Annotated in this window: 29 protein-coding genes; 13 read left to right on the forward strand and 16 right to left on the reverse strand. The window is 37.8% G+C overall.

The genetic code is table 11. From position 1 onward, the window contains the following. Positions 1-162 precede the first annotated feature (162 nt). The 4 genes from B0G92_RS08190 (at position 163) to yajC (ending at position 3068) form a co-directional block, all read left to right on the forward strand. Positions 163-1266, forward strand: a complete 1104-nt coding sequence (locus B0G92_RS08190; protein ID WP_056070497.1) for a Glu/Leu/Phe/Val family dehydrogenase — start codon at positions 163-165, stop codon at positions 1264-1266. A gap of 116 nt (positions 1267-1382) precedes the next feature. Further along, positions 1383-2291 carry a transcription antitermination factor NusB gene (nusB, locus tag B0G92_RS08195; RefSeq protein WP_056071430.1) on the forward strand — a complete coding sequence of 303 codons (909 nt, stop codon included), beginning with the start codon at positions 1383-1385 and terminating at the stop codon, positions 2289-2291. A 17-nt stretch (positions 2292-2308) separates the two neighbouring features. After that, positions 2309-2785: a DUF1573 domain-containing protein gene (locus B0G92_RS08200; RefSeq protein ID WP_056070499.1), complete on the forward strand. Its 477-nt coding sequence runs from the start codon at positions 2309-2311 to the stop codon at positions 2783-2785. Positions 2786-2792: 7 nt separating this feature from the next. Beyond that, a complete protein-coding gene (yajC, locus tag B0G92_RS08205) occupies positions 2793-3068 on the forward strand; it encodes a preprotein translocase subunit YajC (protein WP_056070503.1) in 276 nt (91 codons plus the stop codon). Between the two features lie 49 nt (positions 3069-3117). Here yajC and B0G92_RS08210 read toward each other — a convergent pair whose 3' ends face one another. The 5 genes from B0G92_RS08210 to B0G92_RS08230 all read right to left on the reverse strand — a co-directional run bounded on the left by B0G92_RS08210 (position 3118) and on the right by B0G92_RS08230 (position 6403). Beyond that, positions 3118-3693, reverse strand: coding sequence for a YdeI/OmpD-associated family protein (locus tag B0G92_RS08210; RefSeq protein ID WP_101471743.1), 576 nt, complete (start codon positions 3691-3693; stop codon positions 3118-3120). A gap of 8 nt (positions 3694-3701) precedes the next feature. Further along, on the reverse strand, positions 3702-4943 hold the full coding sequence (gene pepT, locus B0G92_RS08215) for a peptidase T (protein WP_101471744.1): 1242 nt from the start codon (positions 4941-4943) through the stop codon (positions 3702-3704). Positions 4944-5019: 76 nt separating this feature from the next. Next, the gene (locus tag B0G92_RS08220) at positions 5020-5646 is read right to left on the reverse strand and encodes an HD domain-containing protein (protein ID WP_101471745.1); all 627 of its coding nucleotides are present in this window, start codon (positions 5644-5646) and stop codon (positions 5020-5022) included. A gap of 2 nt (positions 5647-5648) precedes the next feature. Beyond that, complete coding sequence (locus tag B0G92_RS08225) at positions 5649-6029, reverse strand: VOC family protein (RefSeq protein ID WP_101471746.1); 381 nt, start codon at positions 6027-6029, stop codon at positions 5649-5651. A 2-nt stretch (positions 6030-6031) separates the two neighbouring features. Continuing rightward, the gene (locus tag B0G92_RS08230; protein ID WP_101471747.1) at positions 6032-6403 is read right to left on the reverse strand and encodes a VOC family protein; all 372 of its coding nucleotides are present in this window, start codon (positions 6401-6403) and stop codon (positions 6032-6034) included. 141 nt (positions 6404-6544) lie between these two features. On the opposite strand from B0G92_RS08230, the gene B0G92_RS08235 reads away from it, so the two are divergent. From B0G92_RS08235 to guaB, 4 genes are all read left to right on the forward strand, one after another. Next, positions 6545-7564, forward strand: coding sequence for a quinone-dependent dihydroorotate dehydrogenase (locus B0G92_RS08235; protein WP_101471748.1), 1020 nt, complete (start codon positions 6545-6547; stop codon positions 7562-7564). An 80-nt stretch (positions 7565-7644) separates the two neighbouring features. Beyond that, entirely contained in the window at positions 7645-8508 is an 864-nt protein-coding gene (locus B0G92_RS08240; RefSeq protein WP_101471749.1) for a hydroxymethylglutaryl-CoA lyase, read from the forward strand. A gap of 56 nt (positions 8509-8564) precedes the next feature. Beyond that, positions 8565-10457 carry a tetratricopeptide repeat-containing sensor histidine kinase gene (locus tag B0G92_RS08245; RefSeq protein ID WP_101471750.1) on the forward strand — a complete coding sequence of 631 codons (1893 nt, stop codon included), beginning with the start codon at positions 8565-8567 and terminating at the stop codon, positions 10455-10457. 72 nt (positions 10458-10529) lie between these two features. Next, positions 10530-12002, forward strand: a complete 1473-nt coding sequence (guaB, locus tag B0G92_RS08250; protein ID WP_101471751.1) for an IMP dehydrogenase — start codon at positions 10530-10532, stop codon at positions 12000-12002. A 59-nt stretch (positions 12003-12061) separates the two neighbouring features. On the opposite strand, the gene B0G92_RS08255 is transcribed toward guaB, so the two are convergent. The 5 genes from B0G92_RS08255 to B0G92_RS08275 all read right to left on the reverse strand — a co-directional run bounded on the left by B0G92_RS08255 (position 12062) and on the right by B0G92_RS08275 (position 17156). Then, the gene (locus B0G92_RS08255; protein WP_101471752.1) at positions 12062-13930 is read right to left on the reverse strand and encodes a monovalent cation:proton antiporter-2 (CPA2) family protein; all 1869 of its coding nucleotides are present in this window, start codon (positions 13928-13930) and stop codon (positions 12062-12064) included. 1 nt (position 13931) lies between these two features. Next, positions 13932-14537 (reverse strand): NAD(P)H-dependent oxidoreductase, encoded by a 606-nt coding sequence (locus B0G92_RS08260; protein ID WP_101471753.1) that lies wholly within the window; start codon positions 14535-14537, stop codon positions 13932-13934. Between the two features lie 158 nt (positions 14538-14695). Then, positions 14696-16042 carry an adenylosuccinate lyase gene (gene purB, locus B0G92_RS08265; RefSeq protein WP_101471754.1) on the reverse strand — a complete coding sequence of 449 codons (1347 nt, stop codon included), beginning with the start codon at positions 16040-16042 and terminating at the stop codon, positions 14696-14698. A gap of 65 nt (positions 16043-16107) precedes the next feature. Further along, entirely contained in the window at positions 16108-16800 is a 693-nt protein-coding gene (locus B0G92_RS08270; protein WP_101471755.1) for an SIR2 family NAD-dependent protein deacylase, read from the reverse strand. Beyond that, positions 16797-17156 (reverse strand): winged helix-turn-helix transcriptional regulator, encoded by a 360-nt coding sequence (locus B0G92_RS08275; RefSeq protein WP_101471756.1) that lies wholly within the window; start codon positions 17154-17156, stop codon positions 16797-16799. Before B0G92_RS08275 ends, B0G92_RS08270 begins: the two co-directional genes overlap by 4 nt. Before the next feature lie 127 nt (positions 17157-17283). Here B0G92_RS08275 and B0G92_RS08280 point away from each other — a divergent pair, with 127 nt between their 5' ends. Continuing rightward, entirely contained in the window at positions 17284-18093 is an 810-nt protein-coding gene (locus tag B0G92_RS08280; RefSeq protein WP_101471757.1) for a DNA alkylation repair protein, read from the forward strand. A 23-nt stretch (positions 18094-18116) separates the two neighbouring features. Here B0G92_RS08280 and B0G92_RS08285 read toward each other — a convergent pair whose 3' ends face one another. Both B0G92_RS08285 and B0G92_RS08290 read right to left on the reverse strand, forming a co-directional pair. Next, positions 18117-18902 (reverse strand): anti-sigma factor, encoded by a 786-nt coding sequence (locus tag B0G92_RS08285; RefSeq protein ID WP_101471758.1) that lies wholly within the window; start codon positions 18900-18902, stop codon positions 18117-18119. After that, positions 18902-19432, reverse strand: coding sequence for an RNA polymerase sigma factor (locus B0G92_RS08290; protein ID WP_101471759.1), 531 nt, complete (start codon positions 19430-19432; stop codon positions 18902-18904). Before B0G92_RS08290 ends, B0G92_RS08285 begins: the two co-directional genes overlap by 1 nt. 55 nt (positions 19433-19487) lie before the next feature. On the opposite strand from B0G92_RS08290, the gene B0G92_RS08295 reads away from it, so the two are divergent. Next, complete coding sequence (locus tag B0G92_RS08295; RefSeq protein ID WP_056070551.1) at positions 19488-20168, forward strand: TrmH family RNA methyltransferase; 681 nt, start codon at positions 19488-19490, stop codon at positions 20166-20168. An 8-nt stretch (positions 20169-20176) separates the two neighbouring features. Here the strand turns inward: B0G92_RS08295 and B0G92_RS08300 are convergent, their stop codons facing one another. The 4 genes from B0G92_RS08300 to B0G92_RS08315 form a co-directional block, all read right to left on the reverse strand. Further along, positions 20177-20935, reverse strand: a complete 759-nt coding sequence (locus B0G92_RS08300) for a carboxypeptidase-like regulatory domain-containing protein (protein WP_056070554.1) — start codon at positions 20933-20935, stop codon at positions 20177-20179. 86 nt (positions 20936-21021) lie between these two features. Further along, the gene (locus B0G92_RS08305) at positions 21022-22920 is read right to left on the reverse strand and encodes a DEAD/DEAH box helicase (RefSeq protein WP_101471760.1); all 1899 of its coding nucleotides are present in this window, start codon (positions 22918-22920) and stop codon (positions 21022-21024) included. Between the two features lie 92 nt (positions 22921-23012). Continuing rightward, positions 23013-23594, reverse strand: a complete 582-nt coding sequence (locus B0G92_RS08310) for a non-canonical purine NTP diphosphatase (RefSeq protein ID WP_101471761.1) — start codon at positions 23592-23594, stop codon at positions 23013-23015. A gap of 527 nt (positions 23595-24121) precedes the next feature. Beyond that, the gene (locus B0G92_RS08315) at positions 24122-24427 is read right to left on the reverse strand and encodes a hypothetical protein (RefSeq protein ID WP_056070563.1); all 306 of its coding nucleotides are present in this window, start codon (positions 24425-24427) and stop codon (positions 24122-24124) included. Positions 24428-24595: 168 nt separating this feature from the next. Between B0G92_RS08315 and B0G92_RS08320 the strand changes: the two genes are divergently transcribed. The 3 genes from B0G92_RS08320 to B0G92_RS08325 all read left to right on the forward strand — a co-directional run bounded on the left by B0G92_RS08320 (position 24596) and on the right by B0G92_RS08325 (position 26721). After that, the gene (locus tag B0G92_RS08320) at positions 24596-25690 is read left to right on the forward strand and encodes an MBL fold metallo-hydrolase (protein WP_101471762.1); all 1095 of its coding nucleotides are present in this window, start codon (positions 24596-24598) and stop codon (positions 25688-25690) included. 538 nt (positions 25691-26228) lie between these two features. Further along, positions 26229-26387: a hypothetical protein gene (locus B0G92_RS16675; RefSeq protein ID WP_180326416.1), complete on the forward strand. Its 159-nt coding sequence runs from the start codon at positions 26229-26231 to the stop codon at positions 26385-26387. A gap of 58 nt (positions 26388-26445) precedes the next feature. Next, complete coding sequence (locus tag B0G92_RS08325; RefSeq protein ID WP_101471763.1) at positions 26446-26721, forward strand: hypothetical protein; 276 nt, start codon at positions 26446-26448, stop codon at positions 26719-26721. Positions 26722-26728: the final 7 nt, after the last annotated feature.

Consider the following 26728-nt stretch of genomic DNA (forward strand, 5'->3'; position numbering starts at 1 on the left):
TAAAAATGTAAATAAAATATTTTTTTATTTAAAATGTAAAAAAGCGATTTTCATTAATGGATTGCTAATAAAGGTTAATTTCATTGCAAAGTTTTGATTTAAATCTTAATTTTGCGACATCTTTTTGATGAAATCATAATTAACCACTTAATAAAAGATAGTATGATAACAGAAGTAGCAAAAGCAAGTGAGCTTCACAAAATCGACCCGGTTTTTGGACAATTATCATTTGACAATCACGAGCAAATCGTATTTTGTAATGACAAAGATACTGGTTTGAAAGCAATAATTGGCATTCATAACACAGTTTTAGGACCAGCTTTGGGTGGAACGAGAATGTGGAAATATACCAACGAATGGGAAGCTCTTAACGACGTTTTGAGACTGTCTAGAGGAATGACTTTTAAATCTGCTATCTCGGGATTGAACCTAGGAGGTGGAAAAGCCGTCATTATTGGCGATTCAAAAGTTGACAAAACTCCGGAAATGATGATAAAGTTTGGTGAATTTATCAATTCGCTAAGCGGAAAATATATTACTGCTGAAGATGTAGGTACTACGACTCCTGATATGGACCTTATCAGAGACGTTACTCCATATGTAACAGGTATCTCCCAGTCAAGAGGTGGTTCCGGTAACCCTTCGCCTGTAACAGCGTATGGTGTTTACATGGGAATGAAAGCAGCAGCTAAATACCAGTTTGGTTCTGATAATCTGGAAGGTAAGAAAATCCTGGTTCAGGGAACAGGAAACGTAGGTGAGACACTTATTGACCACCTTACAAAAGAAGGCGCTTTGGTACAGATTACTGACATCAACGAAGCCAAATTGAAAGAAATCAGCCAAAAATATGGTGCTCAGATTTTTACAGGAGAAGATATTTACAGTGCTCCGGTTGATATTTATGCTCCATGTGCATTGGGTGCTACAATTAACGATACTACAGTAAACAAAATCCAGGCAAAAGTAATTGCAGGAGCAGCTAACAACCAGTTGGCTAATGAAGAAATCCACGGAAAAATCCTGAAAGACAGAGGTATTGCTTATGCTCCTGATTTCTTAATCAACGCCGGAGGTATTATCAACGTATATGCTGAAATCGTAGGTTATGACAGTGCTGAAGCTTTAAGAAGAACTGAAAACATTTACAATACTACATTGGAGATTTTCAATTTTGCTGAAACAAACAGCATTACTACTCACCAGGCTGCTTTATCAATTGCTCAAAAGCGTATTGACGACAGAAAAAAAGAAAACGCTAAATAATTTAGGGTTTCAATAATATTACTATTTTTGCAAAGCGAAAGAAAATCTCTTTCGCTTTGTTAATTTTTAAAAGTTCTTATAAGGTGTTAAATAGAAGACATATCCGTGTAAAAGTAATGCAGTCAGTATATGCCATGCATCAAAACAATTCCGATAATCTTGAAAAAGAAGAAAAATTCTTATTCTACAGTATCGAAAACATCCAAGATTTATACCTTATCATGCTGTCTTCTTTGGTAGAAATCCAAAAAAGAGAAGAAGATTTTCTTGACAAATCCAGCAAGAAGCACCTTGCGACTCCTGATGAGCGCAATCCTAACAAGAAATTTATAAACAATCAGGTATTACAGTTGTTACTTGAAAGCAATTCTTTAAGCATGGCTTTGGAGAATAGAAAAATCAATGACTGGCATCTGAATGACGACTATATCAGAATTCTTCTGGAAGAAATCAAAAACAGCGACCTTTATAAAGAATACATGAGCAATCGTGTGAACAATTTTGAAGAAGACAAGCGTTTTGTTGTTTCTGTTTTTACAGAATTGATTGCCCCAAACGAAAAGCTTTACGAATATCTTGAAGATAATAAGCTGACCTGGATTGATGACATTCCGTTAGTAAATACACACATCTCGAAACAGTTAAAAGCAATAAAGTCTACGGACGAAGATTTTTCAGTCCCAAAAGTTTACAAAGATTCTGAGGATAAGGAATTTACTAAAAACCTATTCCGAAAAACGGTATTGAATGAACCGGAATTATCAAAAGAATTTATTGATAAAACTCCAAATTGGGATTCAGACAGGATAGCAGAAGTGGATACGATTATCTTAAAAATGGCTATTTGTGAGCTATTGAAATTCCCTTCCATACCGGTGAAAGTAACTATTAACGAATATTTAGAAATAGCAAAAGAATATTCTACGCCAAAAAGCAGTATTTTTATCAACGGAATTTTAGATAATCTTGTAAAAGATTACCAAACAGCAAATAAATTAAACAAGACCGGAAGAGGTTTAATGTAACTTAAATATTCATAATTATGATTAGAAAAACTGTAGGTTTGCTGGCAATTGCATCGCTGGTTTTAACCGTTTCTTGCAAAGACAATGCGTCTTCAAAAATCGAGGCTTCTAATGTTCAGGAAACTGCCATGCGCGAAGAATCTGCCGGAAAAGTACCGGTAATGAGTTTTACTGAAAAAGAATTTGACTTCGGAACTATTAAAGAAGGAGACAAAGTAGAGCACGTTTTTACATTTACTAACACAGGTAATGCTGATTTGATTATTGCAGATGCTAAAGGAAGCTGTGGTTGTACGGTTCCTGAGTATAAAAAAGAAGCTATCAAGCCGGGTGAAACAAGCACAATGAAAGTTACTTTTGATTCTACAGGAAAACCTGGAAAGCAACAAAAGTCTGTAAATATCACGGCTAACACAGCTAGCGGAAACGAATTATTAACTATTAAAGCAGAGGTTACGCCTAAAGCAGGCGGAATTGGAGTGACAAATCACTAAAATTATTATGGAACAATACGCAAATTTACTTTTATTCGGTGGAATGTTTGTGGTCATGTACTTCTTCATGATCAGGCCTCAACAAAAAAGAGCAAAAGCAGAAAAAGAATTCGAAGCCGGTCTTAAGGTAGGCGACAAGGTGATTACGAAAAGTGGCCTTCACGGAAGAATTTCTGAGCTTGCAGAAAGAACTATTGTTCTTGAAACCATGTCAGGAAAACTGAAGATGGAGCGTTCTGCAATTTCTTTGGAATTGAGCAAAATGGCAAACGAAGCTAAATAATAAGTTTTGTATAAAATAAAAAAGTCCCGATTTCTCGGGACTTTTTTTATTATCTGTATTTGTCGTTCAGGCCAATTCCGTCGAAAATCATCGGCTTGATTTTTTCAAATCTCGTGATTTTGGTTTTCTCCTGCTTGGCACTTTCTATATATTCCAGAAACTCTCTCTGTTTGAAAGGAGTAAACAATTCAAATGCCTTTTTTAGTTCCGAATCAGATTGGAATTGATTTTCCATGAATTCTGAAACTATTGCCTCTTTTTTTGAAGGCTTGCTTGTAAGTCCGGCCTTTTCATTTTCAATCGCTTCCCTGATATAAGAAAGAACCAGTTTCTCGTCAATTTCTTCCTTTGACTGAAAGCGCCATTGCCTTAAAGCTTTGGTTACACCTTCATTGGCATTGACCAATACTTTTTTCGTGTCCTTCAGAAAAACACCATTGTAAAACCAGATGGTAAAAAAATTCTTGAAGCCTCCAATTGCCAAAACATTTTTATTGTTCAGCGTATAAACAGGAGCTCCCCATTTAATAGCCTCAACCAATTCTGTCCTGATAATAATCGACTTCAGATAATCCAATTCTTCTTCCCATTGATTGGTTTTATCCCAGGTGTGTTTTTCTTCCATAGCGAAAATTACTTTTTTGCAGCGGTCAGCTCGGCAATCTTAACGATTACTTCTACTGCCTTCTGCATACTTTCAACAGGAACATATTCGTATTTCCCGTGGAAATTATGTCCGCCGGCAAAGATATTTGGGCAAGGAAGTCCCATATACGAAAGCTGGCATCCGTCAGTTCCACCGCGAATAGGCTTAATGATTGGCTTGATTCCCAATTCTTTCATTGCTTTTTCAGCAATATCAACAATATGCATAACCGGTTCTACTTTTTCTTTCATATTGTAGTATTGGTCTTTGACTTCGGCAACAGCGATATCACCACCAAATTGTTCGGCAAATTTCTTGTTGATTTTTTTAGTGATTTTGTGAATCAGTTTTTTTCTTTTTTCAAACTTTTTCTTGTCATGGTCACGGATAATCAGTTCCAATACGGTTTCTTCAATAGTACCGTTCAGGTGATGCACGTGGAAAAATCCTTCATAGCCTTTTGTTCTTTCAGGCACTTCGTCTTTTGGCAATTTTGAAAGGAATTTGTTGGCAATCAACATAGAGTTAATCATCTTTCCTTTTGCATAACCCGGGTGTACACTTTTTCCTTTAAAGGTAATTTTTGCACCGGCAGCGTTAAAGTTTTCATATTCCAACTCACCAATCTGGCTTCCATCCATTGTATAAGCCCAGTCAGCATTGAATTTTGCTACATCAAATTTATGGGCACCACGTCCAATTTCTTCATCAGGAGTAAAGCCTACTCTGATTTTTCCGTGTTTGATTTCAGGATTTTGAATCAGGAATTCCATTGCCGTAACAATTTCTGTAATTCCCGCCTTGTCATCAGCACCCAGAAGTGTAGTACCGTCTGTAGTGATGATAGTCTGTCCTTTGTATTGCAACAGGTCTTTAAAATAGCCTGGAGAAAGTACAATGTTTTGTTCTTTGTTCAGGACAATATCCCCGCCATCATAATTTTTTACAATTTGCGGTTTGACATTGGCGCCTGTAAAATCAGGAGTCGTATCAAAATGCGAAACAAACCCGATTGTTGGCACGTCATAATCCACATTGCTTGGCAGGGTAGCCATGATATAGGCATTTTCGTCAATCGTAACATCTTCCATTCCGATTGCCTTTAATTCTTCGACTAGTTTATTAGCCAAATCCCATTGTTTTTCTGTACTTGGAGTTGTATTTGAATTTGGATCTGATTCCGTATCAATAGTCACATAACTGATAAAACGGTCAATGATATGTTGCATAATATAAGTTTAAAAATGTGTCGCGAAGTTACGATTTATTTAAGTTTTTATTCTTTTTTGTGTCAAGGTTTAACGATTATTTATCGAGTATTTGGAGCTCTTTTTCAATATTCAATCGTGCCTGGTTTTCGTATTTGTTCCGGAAATATTCTGTTTTGAAAATGCTTTCCATATCCAGAAAATGTTCCAATACTTTTTTTCGTCCGTTGTTGTACAGAAAATCAGGATAAAGGCTGTATTCTTTGCGGATTTGCTGGTAATAAATAGCATACGTTGCCCAGTCTTTTCCTAAAACGGATAAGTCCGCATCAGTAAAATAGTTAGTGTCGTTATCGTCAAAATTATGTGCTTTTGTGGCGAGTATCTGATTCTTGCATTTGACAATCTTTTCTTCCGGATAACCAATTTCACGAAGCCTTTCTGCAGCTAACGATGCACTTTCTTCTTCATTGTTGCTTTTGAAAGACTTGTAAATAATGTCATGATAGAATACGGAAAACTGTATTGTATCCCAATCTTCAAGTTTTTCCTTTATAGGTTCGAGTTCACCAAAAAGATTTTCTAAATGCAAAAGCGTATGATAATGTCGTTTTTTGGAAGAATACTGTTTTTCTATTTCCTGCCAGAATTTTTTTTCCAAAGAGGAATCCGTAGCATATTTTTGGAATATGTCCGTGAATTTTTGCTGTAATTTTTTTTGCATAATTAATCTCCAACAGTTATCAAATAGCCATTACAGTCTTGAATGATAAACTCACGACTGCCATATATGCGTTTTGTTATTTCCTGAAAGATTATAGCATTCCTGGAACGAAGTTCTTCGTAAAAAGCATCAATTTCAGGAACCCAGATAATCAAATCTGTACATCCCTTTTTATAATACGCATTTTTGTTTATTTCAAAATCGGCATCCGCTTTTCCAAAATGTATCTGGAATTCATCTCGTTTTACCATGGTGTAAACCGGAGGTTCCAGAAAATAACCTATAATCTCGAAACCTAATACATCACGGTAATATTCTGCTGTCTGTACAACATCAGGAACAATGAGCTGTGGAGCGATTCCAATGAGTTTTGGTCTTGTCATAATTAGTTGTAATCAGGGATATCCTGTCCGAATTGAAGGATATAACCGTTGTTGTCATAAATGGCAAATTCTCTCATGCCCCATTCAAAATTTTCTATAGGGTAGCAGATATTGGCCCTGTCTTTTAGTTTTTCCCAAAAGGCATCAACATCATTTATTGAAATATAAAAAGAGCCTGTAAAAGCAGGTTTTGCAAATCCCTCATGAGCGTTAGGTTTGGCCAGCATGATTACGACGTCGTCCCGATGCAGGGAAGCCCAGCCCCAATCATCATTTCTTTCATCGCAAGTAAAATCGAGTATTTTGGTATAAAAATCGATGGTTTCATCTAATTCCTCTGTCCGGAGTATGGGACGTAGTTCTTCAAATTTCATAGCGTATGATGTTTCTTATGTTAAAGATAAAAAAGTTTTGCTTGTGCCTGTTTGCATTATCCAACAAAAAAATCTTTTTAAGCATTTAATAATCGGTCGGATAATTCTATTTTTGCAGAACAACAACACAACACAACTACAATGTATAAATCGGTAATCCGTCCCATACTTTTTGGCTTTGACCCAGAAAAAATCCACTACTTTACTTTTTCCACATTACGATTTCTGAATAAGATTCCGGGTGCCAGTTCCGTTTTTAAATCACTATACCAGGTCGATAATAAACGTTTGGAGCGTGAGGTTTTCGGTCTGAAATTTAAAAATCCTGTTGGCCTGGCAGCGGGCTTTGATAAAGACGCCAAATTGTATAAAGAACTTTCAAATCTGGGATTCGGTTTTATTGAAATTGGAACGCTTACGCCAAAAGGACAGGAAGGAAACCCTAAAAAACGTCTTTTCCGACTTAAAGAAGATTCGGCAATTATCAATAGGATGGGTTTTAACAACGGAGGTGTTTTTGAAGCCGTGGAACGATTGAAAAAAAATAACGGTGTTCTGATAGGAGGAAACATTGGAAAGAACAAACTGACTCCAAACGAAGATGCGGTTTCAGATTATGAAATCTGCTTTGATGCTTTGTATGATTACGTTGATTATTTTGTCGTGAATGTAAGTTCGCCTAATACGCCAAACCTGCGTGCCTTGCAGGATAAAGAACCGTTGACCCAATTGTTGCAGACGTTGCAACAAAAAAATACGACAAAGCCAAAACAAAAACCAATTCTGCTGAAAATAGCTCCGGATTTGACAGACGAACAGCTTTTGGATATTGTAGATATTGTAAATGACACCAAGATTGCAGGAGTAATTGCTACCAATACTACTATTTCACGTGAAGGTCTTATATCCGAAAACCAGAAAGAAACAGGTGGTTTGTCAGGCAAGCCGTTGACAAAACGTTCTACAGAAGTTATCCGTTTCCTGTCTGAAAAAAGCAATAAATCGTTTCCTATTATTGGAGTAGGAGGTATTCATTCTGCAGAAGATGCTTTGGAGAAATTGGAAGCCGGTGCCAGTCTGGTACAATTGTATACCGGATTTATTTATGAAGGCCCGGCATTAATCAAAAAAATCAATAAAAAAATACTCAGTAAAAAGTAAGATTATTCCATAATCTGTTAGCATAAAATTAGGAAAAAACGATTTCGTAAAATAGAATTCTTTCCTATCTTTGGATTTCTATGGAACAAGTTAAAATTATAGAATGTCCGAGGGATGCAATGCAAGGAATTAAGGCATTTATCCCTACAGAAAAAAAAGTGGACTATATCCAATCCTTATTGCGTGTTGGTTTTGATACCATAGATTTTGGAAGTTTTGTTTCTCCTAAAGCCATTCCTCAAATGGCTGATACCGCAGAGGTTTTGTCAAAGCTTGACCTTTCGCAAACCAACAGCAAACTTTTGGCTATTATTGCCAATACGCAAGGAGCCGAAATGGCATCAAAACATAAGGAGATACAATATTTAGGCTATCCGTTTTCTATATCAGAGAATTTCCAGATGCGTAATACACATAAAACTATTGCGGAATCGCTGGTGACTTTGCAGGAAATTCTGGATATCGCCAACGCTACAGATAAAGAAGTGGTTGCCTATCTTTCTATGGGATTTGGAAATCCGTATGGCGACCCATGGAATGTGGAAATTGTAGGCGAATGGACAGAAAAATTATCCAATATGGGCGTTAAGATTCTTTCGCTTTCAGATACTGTTGGTTCTTCAACTCCTGAAGTAATCGATTATCTTTTCTCTAATCTGATTCCAAAATACAGGCATATTGAATTTGGAGCCCATCTTCATACAACGCCGGACAAATGGTTTGAAAAAGTAGATGCAGCTTATAAATCAGGATGCCGAAGATTTGACGGTGCCATACAAGGTTTTGGCGGTTGTCCTATGGCAAAAGATGATTTGACAGGCAATATGCCAACAGAAAAAATGCTTTCTTATTTTACGGCAGAAAAGGTGGCCACACACACTAGCCCGATGAGTTTTGAAAGCGCTTATAATGAGGCTACAAAGATTTTTACCGTATATCATTAAATTACGGCTCGAAATTTGATACCTTTATAGCGAGGAATTTTCAAACTTAGAAATAGTTGCCCAGAACCGTTATAAGCTTTCTTATCGTATTCATTTTTCTGGTTTTACCCCAAACCAAAAGCTATTCTTTTAACCTGCAGAAAGATTCTGTTTCTTATTATTTAGCCGAATCAAAAAAAATTGTATACAGTGATTTTAAAGTTGCAGAAAAACTGCTTAAAAAAGCAGAAACTGTTGCTAAAAAATCAAATGACCCTATATTGTTGGCAGATGTGGCCCATAATTATGGCGCCAGCTATTATATGGTAGGTTCCTATGATGTCGCCCTAAAAAAGTTTATGGAGGCTCTTCTGCTGTATGAAGAGAACAATCATACGTTGGGAATTGCCAAATGTCTGATAGGACAAGGACTGATTCAGCAGGGAATTGGCAGAAACGAGGAAGCTATTAAGCTGTTTAGAGACGCCAATATCCTTATCAGCGATTTAAAAGATGCTGTATTGGAGAGCAAAGTGTACTTTAATATAGGAATATCCCAGATTGAGTTGAAAGATTATGAAAGTTCCTATAAGAATTTCCATAAAGCGATGAAACTGGCTGTCAGAAATAAGGATGCAAATATGGAGCATCTTGTTTTTAACAGGCTGGGGAATATCCATTATTTGAAGAATGATTTAGATTCTTCCGTATACTACTATCAAAAAGTAATAACCGATTCTTATCAACCTAATGAATGGGAAAAGTCATTTGCTCTTACGGGGCTTTCGGAAGTTTATATTAAGGAAGGGAATTACAAAAAAGCACAGGAATACGGATTAAAAGGTTTTGAAGCCGCAAAAATAGTACAGGCCAAATGGGATATTGCCCGGGCAGCTGAAATTTTGTCGATTGCCTACAAAAGTGAAAATAACTATGAGATGGCTTTCAAATATCTGGCTATCTGTAAATCATATAACGATTCGTTATTCAACGATACGAAGCTGAAAGAGATTAATCTGCTGCAATTAAAAAGAAAAGAAGCCGAAAACGAAAAGCTGATAGCAAAAAACGAAGCGGCACAGCACAAGCTGAAAAATACGCGATTGTTTTCTGTTTCTGTAATATTATTTATGCTTTATCTCCTGACAATCATATACCAGTATACCAAAAACAGTAAGATTAAAGAAAAGCTGTACAACGAATTGGAGATTAAGAACCGCGATATTGAAAACCAAAAAGTACTTATAACGGCGCAAAACCATAATTTGAGTGAATTGAACCAGACAAAAAACAGGCTGTTTTCGATATTGTCTCATGATTTAAGGTCGCCAATTGCTTCAATCCAACAGGTTTTAGGATTATTGAAAGAAGGAGAAATCAGCAATGAAGAACTAAAGGTTTTGGCTGAACACCTCATTACTCAGGTAGACAGTACTTCTATTATGCTCAATACTATTTTGCATTGGTCAATGACACAGCTTGACGGTGCAAAGATTAATAAAGAAAACATTGATCTGGAAAGTGCCGTTAGGGATTCGATTGCCGCTTTGGAATTAACGGCAAAAGCAAAAGAAATTAATATTGTCCATATCAATTCGCATGAAGATGTTATTATAGATGCAGATAAAGGGCATGTTCATATCATACTCAATAACCTCATATCCAACGCGATTAAGTTTACGCCGCTGGCAGGAACGATTGAAATCAGATATTCTGAGGATGATATTTTCCATAATGTACATATAACCGATTCCGGAGCGGGAATTTCTCAGGTCAAGATTGAAGAAATCCTGAATTTTGATAAAAGGATGGTATCTGAAAAAGGAACCGGATTTGAGGAAGGTACAGGTCTTGGATTGCTTCTCGTAAAGCAGTTCCTATCAGACAATAATGGTAAACTGGATATTGTGTACCATCAAAATCAGGGAACAGAATTTATTGCCGCTTTGCCAAAAGCTAAAAATTTCTAAATAAATATTGAGATTTCCTTTTCTCCTGAAAATTAACTATATTTGCACGCAATTTAACTACAAATTGCAACAATGAAAGCACACTCAACTAAAGTTATTGGAGAAGGTCTTACCTACGATGATGTCCTCCTGATTCCTAATTATTCTGAAGTTTTACCCCGGGAAGTAAGCATTCAATCTAAATTTTCACGCAATATCACATTAAACGTTCCTATTGTTTCCGCAGCAATGGATACGGTTACAGAAAGCGCTATGGCAATTGCAATGGCTCAGGAAGGCGGTATTGGCGTACTGCATAAAAATATGACAATCGACCAGCAGGCTGCTGAGGTAAGAAAAGTAAAAAGAGCCGAGTCAGGAATGATTATCGACCCGGTCACTTTACCTCTGACAGCAACAGTTGGTGATGCAAAACAGGTAATGAGAGAATACAGCATTGGAGGAATTCCTGTTGTAGATGAAAACCAGATACTGAAAGGAATCGTTACCAATCGCGACCTGCGTTTCGAAAAAAATAATTCCCGTTCTATTTTAGAGGTAATGACAACCGAAAAACTGGTTACGGCCGGTGAAGGAACGACGTTGGAGGTTGCAGAAGGAATATTGCAAAAAAATAAAATTGAAAAACTTCCGGTTGTTAATGCTGATTATAAGTTGGTGGGTCTTATTACTTTTAGGGACATTACCAAATTGACACAAAAACCAATCGCTAATAAAGACCGGTTTGGCCGTCTGAGAGTGGCAGCAGCTATTGGTGTTACAGCAGATGCGGTACAAAGAGCGGGTGCTTTAGTAGCTGCCGGAGTTGATGCGGTTATTATCGATACGGCTCACGGACATACAAAAGGTGTGGTGGGAGTTTTGAAAGAGGTAAAGAAGAATTTTCCTGACCTGGATGTGGTTGTTGGTAATATTGCTACGCCGGAAGCTGCAAAATATTTAGTAGAAAATGGAGCGGATGGAATAAAAGTAGGAATTGGCCCAGGTTCTATCTGCACAACCCGTGTGGTAGCAGGTGTTGGATTTCCTCAGTTTTCTGCTGTATTGGAAGTTGCGGCAGCTGTTAAAGGTTCCGGAATTCCGGTAATTGCCGATGGAGGTATCCGCTATACGGGAGATATCCCAAAAGCCATTGCAGCCGGTGCTGATTGTGTAATGTTAGGTTCGCTTTTAGCAGGAACTAAAGAATCTCCGGGTGAAACCATCATTTTTGAAGGAAGAAAATTCAAATCGTATAGAGGAATGGGGTCGGTTGAAGCGATGCAGGAAGGTTCTAAAGACCGTTATTTCCAGGATGTGGAAGACGATATCAAAAAGCTTGTTCCGGAAGGAATTGTTGGACGTGTTCCATATAAAGGTGAATTGTTGGAAAGTATGCTTCAGTTTGTGGGCGGACTTAGAGCAGGAATGGGCTATTGTGGTTCAAAAGACATTCAAACTCTACAGGAAACAGGCCGTTTCGTAAGAATTACTGCCAGCGGTATTGGTGAAAGCCATCCGCATAATGTGACCATTACAAAAGAAGCGCCAAATTATTCAAGATAATTTTTCATAATGCTATATAAAAAACCGGGGTTCATTTTGTTCTCCGGTTTTTTATTAGGCTAAGTGTCTTTTTTCAGGTTTTCGCTATCCCATGCATGGTCATCAGGCCCCATTGGATTGAGCAGGTCGCTTTTGAAAAGCTGTTCCTGCATTTCTATTTCTTCCATAGCCGAAATCATAAAAGCCTTTTTGTCATGGCGTTTTTTGGCCAGCCTGAAAATTGCATCTTCATCATATTTGATAAACCTTTGCCCTTGCCGCGTTGCGGAATAACGACGGTGTCCCAGATAAACTAAGGCATCTATGCCCAGGTGTACGGCACTATAAAGATTTTCGCGGTAAATATTTTCAATTCCCATATCAATAATTTCGAAAGCATCATTCCTGTTTCGGGCCCTTGCCAGAATTTTTAAATGCGGGAAATGTTTTTTAAGCATTTCAATTACGATGAGGTTTACGGTTGGGTTGTCAATGGCTGCAATAAAAAGTTCCGCATTTTCACAACCAGCAGCTTTGAGCAGTTCCAGTCGGGTAGCATCGCCATAATATACCTTAAAACCCATTTTTCGAAGCGAATCAACACGGTCAGAATCGAGGTCGAGAATGGTTGCCGGAATCTTATTGGTTTTTAAAAGACGACCTATTGTACTTCCAAAATTTCCAAAACCGGCAATAATCACCTTGTTATTTTCATTGATTTCATCATAGGTGTTGGATTCTTTTTCTTTTACGCCAAAATAGGGGTCAATTAATCTTTCATTTATCAGCAAAAGGAACGGTGTAGCAATCATACTGATGGCAATAATAGCCATAATCTGGTTTGCGAGCATATTCGGGATGATATTCAACTGCATGGAAAAGCTCATGATTACGAACCCGAATTCTCCTGCCTGACTCAAGCCAATCGAAAAGATAAAGTTCTGGTCGATTTTTTTATTGTATAGTTTTCCGATTCCTAAAAAGACAAAGAATTTTATCATAGTCAGTATAAACCCGAAAATCAGGATAAAAGCCGGATTGTCAATAATCAACCTGAAATTTATGGAAGCGCCAACGCCAATAAAAAACAATCCTAAAAACAATCCTTTAAAAGGAGCAATATCGCCTTCCAGTTCATGACGGAATTCAGAATTGGCCAAAACGACTCCCGCCATAAAAGCACCTAAAGCAGGGCTTAGCCCGACAATTTGCATCAGGTAGGAAACGCCCAATACAAGGAGTAAGGCCGAAGCAGTGAATAGTTCCTGCAGCCTGGTTTTAGCAATAATATGGAGCAAAGGCACAATAATATATTTTCCACCAAAATAAATGGTCGCAATAACTCCTGTTACAATTAAAGTCTGTAACCAGCCGTCCAGATTTGAAATCAGGGAATGATGCAGGTCTTCTTCAGGAATTATGTGGGAACTGGAAGCCAGTAAAGGAATGAGAGCAAGTATAGGAATAACAGCTATATCCTGAAAGAGCAAAACAGCAAAGGAAGAGCGTCCAACCGATGTCTGTAGCATTCCTTTTTCTTTAAGTGTCTGTAATACGATAGCGGTTGAAGACAGCGATAATGCGAGTGAAATAGTTAATGCCGTCTGCCAGCTCCAGTCAAAAATAATGGAAGAACAGGTAAAAAGTACCAAAGAGGTAAGACCCACCTGAAGCGATCCCATGCCTAAGATGAAGCGCCTCATTTTCCAGAATTTGTAGGGGTCTAATTCCAATCCGATTAAAAAAAGCATCATGACTACGCCAAATTCTGCAAAATGCATCAGGTCTTGTCCTTCAGAACCTATAAAGCCCATGACGAATGGACCAATAATTATTCCAGAAAACAGATAGCCCAGAATTGAACTCAATCCAATTTTTTTAGCTATTGGGACGCAGATTACGGCTGCTGCCAGATAGATTATTGCCTGAAGAAAAAAACTATTTTCCATGTCAAATGTTTTTAGATTGCATCCAATCGTTCATATAAGGAAACTCCTGTATCTTTCGAATATCAACTTCGTTATTTGTTAAATACATAAGCAGTTGTGCATAGGAGGCTGCTTTTTCGTGGCAGGTCTGTTCGTCCATTTTATGGGTGCCGTGAATTACAAATGGAGGTAAATATTCCATACGACATACTTTGGCGGTTTGGCTAAAAGGCCGCAACAGTTCTGGTATTGTAAACAGATGTAATCCTTCTGCCGAATAGTTTTCCGCATTGGCACCTGTGGTTATGGCTTGGAAAATAACTTTGTCCTGTAATGCCAATCCATACTTTCCATAGGCCCAGCCATATTCCAAAACCATATCTATCCATTGTTTTAATAAAGGCGGACAGCTATACCAATACATTGGGTGTTGCCAGATAATGATGTCGTGCTGTTTTAAGAGTTCCTGCTCGTGTTTTACATCAATATCAAATTCGGGATAGGTTTCGTATAAATCGTGAAAAGTGATGCTGTGTGAGTCGGGGATATGTTCCGTCAGGATTTTGTTCGCAAAAGATTTTTCGAATAGAGGGTGAGCAAACAATATTAGAATTTTGTTCTTCGACATCGGATTTAGTTGACAGTTGGTAGTGGATAGTGTATAGTTGGGGTTGTATTTCAGTTATTTAAATGTCGGGAAAAAAAAGAAAATCAGCAAAAAAAAATCCCGGGCAGTATTGTATGATTTTGCCCGGGACTTTTTTATAGTGTTTGAATTTTGAAATTTTAGATTCCTAAGTAATTGCTTGGCGTAATTACCAGCAATTCTGCTTTCACGGCATCAGAAATATCCAGAGTTTTGATAAAATTATGGATGGATTCCTTATTCATTACTTCATTGGTTCTTGTAAGACCTTTTAAGGCTTCGTACGGATTTGGATAGCCCTCTCTTCGCAGGATGGTCTGGATAGCCTCGGCAACAACAGCCCAGTTTTTCTCCAAATCTTCTTCAAATTTAGCAGCGTTCAGTAACAGTTTGTTTAATCCTTTCAAGGTTGCTTCAAAACCGATAATCGTATGGCCCATAGGTACGCCTATGTTTCTCAATACTGTGCTATCCGTAAGGTCTCTCTGTAATCTTGATAAGGGTAGTTTGGCAGAAAGATGTTCAAAAATGGCATTTGCAATTCCAAGGTTTCCTTCCGAGTTTTCAAAATCAATAGGATTTACTTTGTGTGGCATGGCAGAAGAACCTACTTCACCGGCTTTGATTTTTTGCTTGAAGTAATCCATCGATACATAAGTCCAGATGTCTCTGTCAAGGTCAATCAGGATAGTGTTGATTCGTTTCAATGCATCAAAAAAAGCAGCAAAATGGTCGTAATGCTCAATTTGCGTTGTTGGAAACGAATGCTGTAATCCTAACGTTCCTTCAACGAAATCTTTTCCAAACTGTTTCCAGTCAATTTGTCTGTAAGCCACATGATGGGCATTGAAATTTCCGGTTGCACCACCAAATTTGGCAGCAAAAGGAACATTAAAAAGAAGGCGCATCTGTTCTTCCAGCCTTTCTACAAACACAGCTATTTCTTTGCCTAATCGGGTAGGAGAGGCCGGTTGTCCGTGAGTTCTGGCCAGCATTGGCACATCTGCCCATTCGGTACTTAATTCTTTAAGTTTGGCAGTCAGCTCAATCAGCGATTTCAGATATACTTCCTGGAAAGCTTCTTTGGTCGATAACGGGATTGCCGTATTGTTAATGTCTTGAGAAGTCAATCCAAAATGGATAAACTCTTTATATTCGGATAGTCCGAGCTTGTCAAATGCTTCCTTTATAAAATATTCAACAGCCTTGACATCGTGGTTAGTCGTTTTTTCAATTTCCTTTATAGCTTTAGCATCATCAGCGCTAAAATTTTTGTAGATGTTTCTCAAACTGTCAAATAGCGATGCGTCAACAGTTTTTAGCTGTGGCAACGGAATCTGGCAAAGTGAAATGAAATATTCTATTTCAACAAGCACGCGATAGCGAATCAGTGCTTCTTCTGAAAAATAGTGTGATAAGGAATACGTTTTGCTTCTATATCGCCCGTCAATTGGAGATATAGCGTTTAGTTCAGTTAGAGTTGTCATTTTGTGTTGTTATTAAGCGCAAATATACTTTATCTGTCTGAAGTATAAAAGTCAAAAGAATGATATTAGGCAAGCCGAAGCAGCTTTTCTTTTAAGATTTTCATGCCTTCGGAAGCTGTTTTGGGAATAATCTCCAATTCGTTACTCAGGTTTGTAATTCGGGCGGGATTTAAATCGACATAATATAAAGGTGTTCCCGGCTTTGCAAAATCAACGAGTCCTGCTGCCGGATAAACCTGTAATGAAGTTCCTACTACGGCAAAAAAATCAGCTTCGTGTGTGATTCTTACAGCTTCGTCCAAAGCAGGTACTGCTTCGCCAAACCATACAATATGCGGGCGGAGCTGATGCCCGTTAGTGTCCAGATTGCCTAAAAACAAATCGTCTTGCCACTCTATAATATGACGGTGGTTTTGGGTACTGCGTGCTTTTAGCAATTCTCCGTGCAGGTGCAATACTTTCGTGCTTCCGGCTCTTTCATGTAAATCGTCTACATTTTGAGTAATGATATGTACATCGAAGTGTTGTTCCAATTCTGCCAGGATTATATGTGCGGCATTTGGCAGGACTTCTTTAAGTTGTTGGCGCCTTTTGTTGTAGAAATCCAAAACCAGGACAGGATTTTTTTTCCAGCCTTCCGGAGATGCGACTTCCATAATGTCGTGGCCTTCCCATAATCCGTCTGAATCGCGAAAAGTTTTAATGCCGCTTTCAGCACTGATTCCGGCTCCGGTAAGTACTACAAGTTTCTTTTTCATACTGTTTGTGTTTCTGTAGTGAGGGGTTCTTTTTCCAATAGTAATTTTCCCCAATCGTTTAACTGCCATAAAACCAGAACCAGCTTTTCTCCCAATTCGGTTAAGGAATATTCTACACGAGGTGGCAGTTCATTAAAAGTTTCTTTGGTTAAGATACCGTCTTTTTCCATTTCTTTTAATTGCTGGTTCAATACACGGCGGTCTACCTTGGCAATGCCTCTTAGAAATTCGCTTGGACGTTTTTTACCTTCGTTCATTTGCCACACAATAGGGATTTTCCATTTTCCGGATATGGAATTTACAGCAATTTCTAACGGACAGATTTTATTTTCGGTTGCTCTTTCCTTTGCTTTCATAAAATTGACTTTTTGTTCACCAGGGGATAAAAATATGCGGTATTGCTTATCTGTTCCGGATTTAGGATTTTTACAAAAATAATCAAAGAAAGATTACACGGTGAATCATTTCTGAACAATATAAGTTATGGCAGAAATTAAAAGAAAAGGAGCCCGCTCCGCAAAAGATATTCCAGCAACTATTCTGGAACAGTTGAACAGGGGCAGGATAGAAACTGTAAATCTTACGGAATGGCTGGCAGTCGACCAAAGAATACTACTTGAAAATTTGTTGGAAGAAAAAGGAAGGACCTCTTATCTGGCTCCTGTTTTAGAAACTATTGAGCAGTTAAAAAAACAAACGGTCAATACCATCAATGAAGCTATAGGAAAGGGACTTTATCGTGTGGTATCACAAGCAGGAGACTCTCATTTTCTGGAGGAAATTGCCACGCATCCTTCTGATTTGGTTCGTTGTTGGGCAACCTATTATATTGCATCTGATAAGAATCATAGTGTAGAGGAGGTATTAGAATTGATAAAGCCATTTGCGGCAGATAAACATTTTGGAGTAAGGGAGATTTCCTGGCTTTCGGTACGAAAATTAATTTCTGCGGATATTAGCGAAAGCATAAAAATCCTTTCAGAATGGACCAAAAGCAATGACGAAAATGTAAGGCGTTTTGCCAGTGAAGCAACCCGACCTCGCGGAGTCTGGTGCGAACATATTGATGCGCTCAAACAGCAACCGGAACTGGGACTGCCAATTTTGGAACCCTTGCGTTCCGACAAGGCAAAATATGTACAGGACAGCGTTGGTAACTGGCTCAACGATGCCAGCAAATCACAGCCCAAATTTGTAATGGAACTCTGTGAAAGATGGCGCAAAGAATCTCCGTGCAGGGAAACAGATTATATCATTAAAAAAGCACTTCGTACAATCGAAAACAAAACTTAGTAACTCAGAACCTTAGAGACTAATTAAACTTTTCCCAGAGTATAAAGCTGTCCTAAAGTAGGCGATGGGCTTCCGCCAGCCGGTTCCAGTGTAATCCCGAAAGCCTCGGCTTCTTCTGCCTTTTCAATGGCAAAGAAACGTTTTGTGTTGTCTTTGAAATTATCAAGAAGGCCAATGCTTGTTGGCGTCAGCGGATTGAGCTTTAATGCCCATACCTGATACACCATTCCTTCTGGCGGTTCAGGTAATCCGGACGCATCAATATGTACGGCTTTAGTGGTTTTGTTCCAATAAACTTTTGCGTAAGATAGTGGTGAAACTTCCTGTCCTTCCATAGCTACAGCAGTGTTGCTGTTGTCCCGAATGACGGATAAGGCAGCTTCGGTATTTTTGTTCTGTAAATTAAGGTCGGTTACAGATTGCTGCAATTTGCTTTTTTCTGTTTCTATAGTCTGGATTGTATCTTTTTTGTCTTCTAACTGTACGTATTGGTATCCTACACCAATCATAAGCAATATAGACGCTGCCCATCCCAAATACAAGGCAATGCCAGGTTTTGGTTTTTCTTCTGCTGTTATTCTGTGCTTGAGCATTAATGAGGTACGAATCTTTTCATAATTTTCTGATGAAAGAAAAGGAGCCATGCTCTCAGAGAAATTAATGATAGCTTTTTCGATGGAGATAATTTCATTGCGAATATCTTCATCATTTTTGGCCATTTCCGTGATTTTGCTGAATTCCGGTTCTTCCAATTGTCCAAAGACATATAATTCTAAAATACCTGATTCTATGTATTCCTGTTTGTCCATTATACTTTTAAAAAGTTTCTTAAATCATTGATACAGTTTCTGTTTTGGGTTTTTATAGTTCCTAACGGAATCTGTAATTCTTCCGATGCTTCCTGCTGTGTATACCCTTTAAAAAATAACAGGTCGAGAATCTGGATGCATTTCGGCTTTAATTTTTTGACAAATTCCCTGATTCCGATGGTGTCAATTTTATGGTTCATTTTATTGCTTTCGTCAAGAAGATGTACGAAATTATCAGACGAGAGGTTTTTTTGCCTGTTGTTAAAGCCTTTGGAACGAAGCCTGTCAATCGAGGCGTTTCGCGAAATATTGAGTATCCATGTGTAGAATCTTCCTTTGGATTCGTCATAGCTTTCGATATTTTTCCATATTTTCACAAAAGTTTCCTGAAGTATATCTTCAGCTTCCTCATGGTCGCGTATCAGATTATAAATGACACTGAAAAGACTTTTAGAATACATATCATAGAGCAGTGTGAAGGCTCTATCGTCTTTTTTATAAATTTGCTGTAGCAATTCTTCCTGAGACATGGCTAGATTTTAGGTAAGCCAATTTAAGGAAACTATTTTATAAAACCATTCATTAATGAAAGAAAAAGTCTGGGAACTTGATTATCTCGCTTATCTGGAAGGATTTCTTACGGAAAGCAGGAAAGAGAAGTTTTTAAAAATATTGGAACAACGCACCAATCATTTTACAATTGCATTGGAAGATGTTTATCAGCTTCATAATACGAGTGCGGTTATGCGAAGTTGTGAAGTATTTGGTATTCAGAATCTTCACGTAGTTGAAGAAAAATACGGTAAGAAGATTGACAAGGAAATTGCTATGGGAGCCCAAAAATGGGTTGATGTAAACCGATACAATTCCAATACAGAATGCCTAAAGACCTTAAAGGAAAAGGGCTACCAGATTATTGCCACTACGCCTCATAATGACTCCTGTTTATTGCATGAATTTGATATTACAAAGCGTTCTGCTTTGTTTTTTGGTACTGAAAGAGGAGGTCTCTCTGAAGAAGTAATGGAAGAAGCGGATGGTTTTTTGAAAATCCCGATGGTTGGTTTTACAGAAAGTCTGAACATTTCAGTTTCAGCCGCAATAGTAATACAGGACATTACAAGCCGATTACGTCAGTCTGATGTAGATTGGAAACTGACTGAAGATGAAATACTTTCAAGAAGACTGGCCTGGGCAAAAAATTCAATCCGCGATATCAAAAGAATAGAGCAGCGGTATATGGAAATGAATAATATTTCCGGATAGAAATAGGATTATTTCTTGCCTTTCAGGATTTTATACTCTTCGTAGCACTCATTAATCGCATCCATGATTTGCAAATCATTAGCCGTTTTGATAAATGCTTCAGAGTAGTTGCAACGTTCCAGAATTTCGGCAATTTCGTTAGGAGTAACGCCTAATAAGGCACCTAGAGTCTCCCTGTCGAATTTGGAAGCCAGCAGGTTTTTCACGGCATCATCTTTTTTCATTTCTTTCAGCCTTTTGAGTTCTGTAGGCTTTTTTCCGAAGAAATTGTAAAGCATGTCAGCCGGGTTGAAGATAGAACCTACTACTTTCGAGAAAGCGCCTGGTGAGTATCTTCCCATTTCATAACCTTGTGACAGGCCTGAAATGCTGTATCTGAAATTTTCTTTTATTGGAATAATTTTATAATCGATTTCCAGATATCCGGTTAGGTTGTATTGGTTAATGACCACTTCTTCCAAAGCATAAGCCTTTTCGGTCATTTTAATTTTTGTGCTTTTAGTCTTGAACCAGTCGTTGGTAACTCTTACCTTGATAGATTTGTATCCCAGAGTTGAAATGTGAAGTGTATCGTTTACTTCGGCAACCAATTCAAAGTAACCGCTAGCATTTGTTGTTGTTCCTTTAACCTTGTTGAGGTTAATTACGCTAACATCTGCGAGGGGGAGCAAAGTATTGTCGTTTATTACTGTAGCCGAAATTTTTGTATCCTGTGCAAAAGCAAAAGAGGTTACGAAAAAGAAAAAGAAAACTGCAAAATATCTCATAGCCTTGTTAGAAGCGTTAAAAGTAATAAAACTCTTTAAGATATTTTGCAGTCTGTTTATAATTATAAGAAAATTAACTAAAAGGTTTAGTCTCTTCTAGTCCTTCTTGCTTTCGGAAATTCCGATCTGTTTTCAGAACGTCTTGGAAAGCGTTCAGAAAATCCACCTTCTCTTCTTGGACGGTCAGAACGGTCTGAACGATCTGAAGAAAAGCCTTCGCTTCTGCGTCCGGGTCTGTCTGATGATCCGCCTCTGTCGCTTCTGAATCCGCCTTCTCTTCTTGGAGCAGAATTTCTGTCGCTTCTGAATCCACCGCCACCGCCAGATCTGTTTCCTCTGCCGTTGTGGTCTCTTCTGGAGCTGTTTCTGCCACCTCCGTCATTTTTAGAGATTTCAACATTGATTCTTCTTCCGTCCATTTCGATTCCGTTCAATACATCCATAACTTTGTCTGCATGTTCAGCATCGGTGTTGAAGAAAGAGAAACCTTCTTTTACGTCTACTTTGAAAACGTCGTCGCGTCCTAATTCTAACGTTTCTTTCAGGAAGTCTTTTAATGACATCCAGTCGAAATTATCTCTGGAGCCAATATTCACGAAATAACGTACTGCACCGCCTTCTCTTGAAGCACCTTCACCTGAAGGACGTCTTTCTCCGGCTGATTGTGCAGAAATGTCTCTGTTTTTCTTGTAGTAGTTGATGAAACGGTTAAATTCTACCGAAACCATTCTTTTGATAAGCTCTTCTTTTGTCAGGGCTTCAAAAACGTTGTTGATTGCCGGAAGATAATTGTCAATTTCATGATCTACTTCTGTATCCTTGATTTTGTTAGCTAAGTGCAACAACTGGATTTCACAGATTTCGATTCCGGAAGGAATTGGTTTTTCTTCAAATTTCTGCTTGATGATTTTTTCAATAGCAGAAATTTTACGCAATTCGCTTTTAGTTACAATTACGATAGAAGTTCCTAGTTTTCCCGCACGTCCGGTTCTTCCGGAACGGTGGTTATAGGTTTCTACTTCATCCGGAAGTTGGTAGTTGATTACGTGAGTCACGTTGTCAACATCAATTCCACGTGCCGCAACGTCTGTCGCTACAAGCATCTGGATTTGTCTTCCACGGAATGATTTCATAACGCCATCACGCTGTGCCTGAGATAAATCTCCATGCAATGCAGCAGCACTGTATCCGTCTTCTATTAATTTTTCAGCAACTGCCTGTGTGTCTCGTTTCGTACGGCAAAACACCACAGAAAATATATCCGGATTAGCATCAGCCAATCTTTTCAATGCCTCGTAACGATCACGGGCATTTACCAAATAAAATTCGTGTGAAACTGTAGCAGAACCAGAGTTTTTGGTTCCAACAGTAATTTCCAATGGTTCGCTCATGAATTGTCTTGCAATTCTAGCTACTTCAGCCGGCATCGTAGCCGAGAATAACCATGTGTTTTTGTCGTCTGGTGAAGTTGAAAGGATGTTTACGATATCGTCATAAAATCCCATGTTCAACATTTCGTCTGCTTCGTCAAGTACGCAATAGCTGATTTGTGTAATGTTCACCAATCCTCTATTGATCATGTCCTGCATTCTTCCCGGGGTAGCTACAACAATTTGTGCTCCTCTCTTAATTTCCCTAGCCTGCTCTGTAATGCTGGCACCGCCATAAATCGCAACTACATTAATACCTTTTTCGTACTTAGAGTAGTTTTTGATTTCATTTGTAATCTGCAAACAAAGTTCGCGTGTTGGTGATAAAACCAACGCCTGAGTATTTCTATTGTCGGCATCAATCTTTTGGATAAGCGGAAAACCAAACGCTGCTGTTTTCCCTGTCCCTGTCTGAGCCAACGCAACCATGTCTGTGTCTTGTGCCAATAATAGGGGAATCGCTTTTTCCTGCACCTCTGTCGGATTTTCAAATCCTAGATCTAAAATCGCCCTCTGCAGCGACTCACTCAATCCTAATTGTTCAAATTTGTTCATATATTTATTTAAAATAGGGTGCAAAGGTACGTTTAATATATCATTAAAACTAATGCAAAAATGAAGTTTATTTTTTTATGAATAATTGAAAATCAGAAAGTTATTTTTTTTAGATACTCTATAAGTTGTCTTACGGCTTGCGCACGATGGCTTACAGCGCCCTTTTCTTCGAGTGAAAGTTGCGCAAAAGTGTAGGAAAAACCATCAGGAAGAAATACCGGGTCATAACCAAAACCATTCGTTCCTCGTCGTTCTGTGATGATAGTTCCAAATATTTTTCCTGTAAATAATGTCTGCTGACCCTTTAGGTTCAATGCAATAACGGTTTTAAAATTGGCTTTTCTATCGGTTTTATTCTCCAGTTCCAGTAACAGTTTGTCAATATTATTCTGGTCATTTTTCTGTTCGCCGGCATAACGGGCAGAGTAGACGCCGGGAGCGCCATCCAAAGCGTTGACTTCCAATCCTGAATCATCAGCAAAGCAGTCGTAACCGTAGTTTTTGGTAACATAATCTGCTTTTAGGATAGCATTGCCCTCAATTGTGTCTGCGGTTTCAGGAATATCTTCATAACATCCAATATCTTCCAGGCTCAATATCTGTATGTCATCAGGAAGCAGGTTTTGTATTTCTTTAATTTTGTTTTTGTTGTTGGATGCGAAAACGAGCTTCATGATTTAGGGTTTGTGATTTATGATTTGGGATTTATGATTTATGAATGCAAATGTACTTCAATAGAAAGTTTTGGGAACTATATTTAAGATTTGTGATTTAAGATTTATGAATGCAGATGCGTCTTAAAATTTATTTTTGATTTGAGATTTATGATTTATGAGTATTATGAAATGTGTTTGAATCCAAAATCTTAATATCTGAAATCCATAAATGCGTTAGGTATATTTTTGATTTACGAACATCATGAAGTGGACTTCAATCCCAAATCTAAAATCTTATATCTGAAATCGATAGATGGCATATTTTTGATTTGAGATTTATAATTTATGAGTATTATGAAATGTGTTTGAATCCCAAATCTTAATATCTGAAATCCATAAATGCGTTAGATATATTTTTGATTTACGAACATCATGAAGTGGACTTCAATCCCAAATCTAAAATCTTATATCTGAAATCGATAGATGGCATATTTTTGATTTATGACTAACTACTAAACTATCTACTACCAACTATCCACTATAAACTATAATTCGTTGATTTCCTTCTTAAAAAAGTTTACATAAAAAAAGTCGTCCGGATCCAAACCCTGCTCCAGTATGGCAGCATTAATAAGTCCAATCTTTTCTTCATCGAGCTCTTCCGGATTGGAGAAGTTAAGAAAGGTGACAAACTCATCACTGTTATGGAACTTAAAGCTGAGAGGCGTATTGAGAGAATATTGTGTAATCTTAAAATCGAGTTTGTTTCCCAGTTCCCGTATATGCTGTTCAGATTCTATGAAGCCGTTTTTAATCAGTGATTCTATGATGTTCTTGAAATTATCGTTCATGGTGGCTGATTTTATAAAATTGTCTTACTAATATACGATTTAAAAATGAAATGACAGTTATGATAAATCCAACAGTTTTTTTGTTTTTGTTATATTATATTTAGCATAGCTTTTATTTTTTGAATCCAATTTATCGATAGCTTTGGCATAGTTAAATCTCAAAATCAGATGACTTTTATTTTTACTCTGTGTATACTGCTGGCAATTTCTGTCTTTTTCTTTTTTAACCATCCCAAATTTGGAAGACGACCGTCAGGCAACCGAATGGAACGTATCAAAAAACTTTCAAATTATGGAAACGGGCAATTCCAAAATATTTCCAATACGCCAGATCTTACTGATGGGGCGAATCTGTTTACAGTGTTAAAAGACTTTTTCTTCGGGAAAAGTAAGCGAAATATTCCATCAGGTGTTATTCCTTCACAAAAGACCGACCTGAAAAATCTGAATCCCGAAAAAGATGTATTGGTCTGGTTTGGTCACTCGTCTTATTTTATGCAGCTAAGCGGCAAGACTTTTTTGGTTGACCCGGTGTTTAGTAACCATGCTTCACCCTTATCGTTTACTGTAAATGCATTTAAAGGTTCTAATGTGTATAGTGCTGCCGATATGCCTGAGATTGATTTCTTGCTTATATCACATGATCATTGGGACCATTTGGATTATGATACAATGCTCCAATTAAGACCAAAGGTAAAACGGATCATTACAGGATTAGGGACAGGTGAACATTTCGAACGATGGAATTTTAATATGAAAATGATTGACGAGCTTAATTGGCACGAGTCACTGGATTTGGGCTCAGGTTTTAAGATTCATACGGTTCCGGCACGCCACTTCTCAGGCAGAGGTTTTAAGAGAAATCAGGCCATCTGGCTGACATTTGTGCTCGATACGCCACAGAAAAGAATATACGTTGGAGGTGATTCCGGCTATGATACTTTTTTCAGACAAACAGGCGATGCATTTGGGCCTTTTGACCTTGCGATATTGGAATGCGGACAATACAACAAGAATTGGAAGTATATTCATATGATGCCGGAACAAACGGTACAGGCCGCATTAGACCTAAATGCTAAGGTATTGTTTCCAGTGCATTGGGCCAAATTCCCGCTTGCGCTTCACGATTGGGACGAACCTATTATAAGGGCAGTAGCTGCTGCCGAAAAGACCGGCCAACCTATTGTGCATCCTATGATTGGGGAAGTACTGGATTTAAATGTGCTGGATAGCAAAAATAAATGGTGGGAAGGAATTGATTAGTTTATAGTGGATAGTTTATAGTGGATAGTTGATAGTGGTAAGTGGATAGTTTTTAGTTGATAATGGATAGTTATTAGTCTATTCATCTATTCTCTATCATCTATTATCCAAACCCATACCTATATAAAAATGCAAAAGCCGACCTGGAGCGATCGACTTTAGCGGTGAGAGCGTAACCCTGTTTCCAGGTCTCTCGGTGCAAATGTACTCTTATTTATTAGAACCGCAAGCTTTTTTTAGTTTATAGTTAATATTATAGTGGATAATTGATAGTTTGTAGTGGATAGTTTTTAGTTGGCAGTTTGAAACATAAATCATAAATCTAAAACCATAAATCTAAAATCATAAATCCAAAATCTAAAATCATAAATCCAAAATCATAAATCCTTAAAAAATCTCATTACACGTTTCTTCCTTTTTGTTACAAAATCCGAGGTTTTTGTATTAAAGTTATATTAAATCAACATTCGGATTGCTTATTTTGTCGTATCTTCATGACGAATTAATAATTAATAACCCAAAATAATACGCACTGAAAATGAAAACAAAAAGCCTTTTATTGATCGGAATTGTAGGTCTCTCTTTAGTGACCATTATCAAAACGGTATGGAACAGAATGGAAATCTTCGAAGAAGAGGAGGAAGACCAAGAGTTAGAAGGTCAAGATGAAGAATATGGCTTTCCACTTTTCATCTAGGTAAAAAAAATTATTACAAGTTAGTTTACGAATCAAATTATTATATAAAAACAGCGCTATGACAAATAAGAAACTAATTTTAGGAATTGCGGCGGGAGTCGCAGCCTTAGCAGTAGTAGGAATAATTTGCAACAAAAAAGGATATATTAATTTCGGCTCGATGCTGGATAAGGCAGGCGATATGGCCGGAAAAGTAAAAGATACCTTAGGCAAGATAAAAGATTCGGCAGTAGCCGAAGCCGATTCTGTGATTCAGGAAAGTAAAAATATTGCCGGAAAAGCTATAAATGCTGCTACCGGAGTAAACGACAAAGCTTCAAACGCTGTTAGCTGATTTGATT

Source organism: Flavobacterium lindanitolerans (assembly GCF_002846575.1).
Lineage (GTDB): Bacteria > Bacteroidota > Bacteroidia > Flavobacteriales > Flavobacteriaceae > Flavobacterium > Flavobacterium lindanitolerans.

What these genes read in the sequence shown, in the direction of transcription:
- B0G92_RS08315 (WP_056070563.1), bottom strand. Translation starts at nt 24,427, where the DNA reads ATGAACGATAATTTCAAGAACATCATAGAATCACTGATTAAAAACGGC.
- B0G92_RS08240 (WP_101471749.1), top strand. Translation starts at nt 7,645, where the DNA reads ATGGAACAAGTTAAAATTATAGAATGTCCGAGGGATGCAATGCAAGGA.
- B0G92_RS08225 (WP_101471746.1), bottom strand. Translation starts at nt 6,029, where the DNA reads ATGACAAGACCAAAACTCATTGGAATCGCTCCACAGCTCATTGTTCCT.
- B0G92_RS08285 (WP_101471758.1), bottom strand. Translation starts at nt 18,902, where the DNA reads ATGGACAAACAGGAATACATAGAATCAGGTATTTTAGAATTATATGTC.
- nusB (WP_056071430.1), top strand. Translation starts at nt 1,383, where the DNA reads ATGCAGTCAGTATATGCCATGCATCAAAACAATTCCGATAATCTTGAA.
- B0G92_RS08230 (WP_101471747.1), bottom strand. Translation starts at nt 6,403, where the DNA reads ATGAAATTTGAAGAACTACGTCCCATACTCCGGACAGAGGAATTAGAT.
- B0G92_RS08325 (WP_101471763.1), top strand. Translation starts at nt 26,446, where the DNA reads ATGACAAATAAGAAACTAATTTTAGGAATTGCGGCGGGAGTCGCAGCC.
- B0G92_RS08300 (WP_056070554.1), bottom strand. Translation starts at nt 20,935, where the DNA reads ATGAGATATTTTGCAGTTTTCTTTTTCTTTTTCGTAACCTCTTTTGCT.
- yajC (WP_056070503.1), top strand. Translation starts at nt 2,793, where the DNA reads ATGGAACAATACGCAAATTTACTTTTATTCGGTGGAATGTTTGTGGTC.
- B0G92_RS08280 (WP_101471757.1), top strand. Translation starts at nt 17,284, where the DNA reads ATGGCAGAAATTAAAAGAAAAGGAGCCCGCTCCGCAAAAGATATTCCA.
- B0G92_RS08310 (WP_101471761.1), bottom strand. Translation starts at nt 23,594, where the DNA reads ATGAAGCTCGTTTTCGCATCCAACAACAAAAACAAAATTAAAGAAATA.
- B0G92_RS16675 (WP_180326416.1), top strand. Translation starts at nt 26,229, where the DNA reads ATGAAAACAAAAAGCCTTTTATTGATCGGAATTGTAGGTCTCTCTTTA.
- purB (WP_101471754.1), bottom strand. Translation starts at nt 16,042, where the DNA reads ATGACAACTCTAACTGAACTAAACGCTATATCTCCAATTGACGGGCGA.
- pepT (WP_101471744.1), bottom strand. Translation starts at nt 4,943, where the DNA reads ATGCAACATATCATTGACCGTTTTATCAGTTATGTGACTATTGATACG.
- B0G92_RS08295 (WP_056070551.1), top strand. Translation starts at nt 19,488, where the DNA reads ATGAAAGAAAAAGTCTGGGAACTTGATTATCTCGCTTATCTGGAAGGA.
- B0G92_RS08320 (WP_101471762.1), top strand. Translation starts at nt 24,596, where the DNA reads ATGACTTTTATTTTTACTCTGTGTATACTGCTGGCAATTTCTGTCTTT.
- B0G92_RS08275 (WP_101471756.1), bottom strand. Translation starts at nt 17,156, where the DNA reads ATGAAAGCAAAGGAAAGAGCAACCGAAAATAAAATCTGTCCGTTAGAA.
- B0G92_RS08260 (WP_101471753.1), bottom strand. Translation starts at nt 14,537, where the DNA reads ATGTCGAAGAACAAAATTCTAATATTGTTTGCTCACCCTCTATTCGAA.
- B0G92_RS08305 (WP_101471760.1), bottom strand. Translation starts at nt 22,920, where the DNA reads ATGAACAAATTTGAACAATTAGGATTGAGTGAGTCGCTGCAGAGGGCG.
- B0G92_RS08290 (WP_101471759.1), bottom strand. Translation starts at nt 19,432, where the DNA reads ATGTCTCAGGAAGAATTGCTACAGCAAATTTATAAAAAAGACGATAGA.
- B0G92_RS08210 (WP_101471743.1), bottom strand. Translation starts at nt 3,693, where the DNA reads ATGGAAGAAAAACACACCTGGGATAAAACCAATCAATGGGAAGAAGAA.
- guaB (WP_101471751.1), top strand. Translation starts at nt 10,530, where the DNA reads ATGAAAGCACACTCAACTAAAGTTATTGGAGAAGGTCTTACCTACGAT.
- B0G92_RS08220 (WP_101471745.1), bottom strand. Translation starts at nt 5,646, where the DNA reads ATGCAAAAAAAATTACAGCAAAAATTCACGGACATATTCCAAAAATAT.
- B0G92_RS08235 (WP_101471748.1), top strand. Translation starts at nt 6,545, where the DNA reads ATGTATAAATCGGTAATCCGTCCCATACTTTTTGGCTTTGACCCAGAA.
- B0G92_RS08190 (WP_056070497.1), top strand. Translation starts at nt 163, where the DNA reads ATGATAACAGAAGTAGCAAAAGCAAGTGAGCTTCACAAAATCGACCCG.
- B0G92_RS08200 (WP_056070499.1), top strand. Translation starts at nt 2,309, where the DNA reads ATGATTAGAAAAACTGTAGGTTTGCTGGCAATTGCATCGCTGGTTTTA.
- B0G92_RS08255 (WP_101471752.1), bottom strand. Translation starts at nt 13,930, where the DNA reads ATGGAAAATAGTTTTTTTCTTCAGGCAATAATCTATCTGGCAGCAGCC.
- B0G92_RS08270 (WP_101471755.1), bottom strand. Translation starts at nt 16,800, where the DNA reads ATGAAAAAGAAACTTGTAGTACTTACCGGAGCCGGAATCAGTGCTGAA.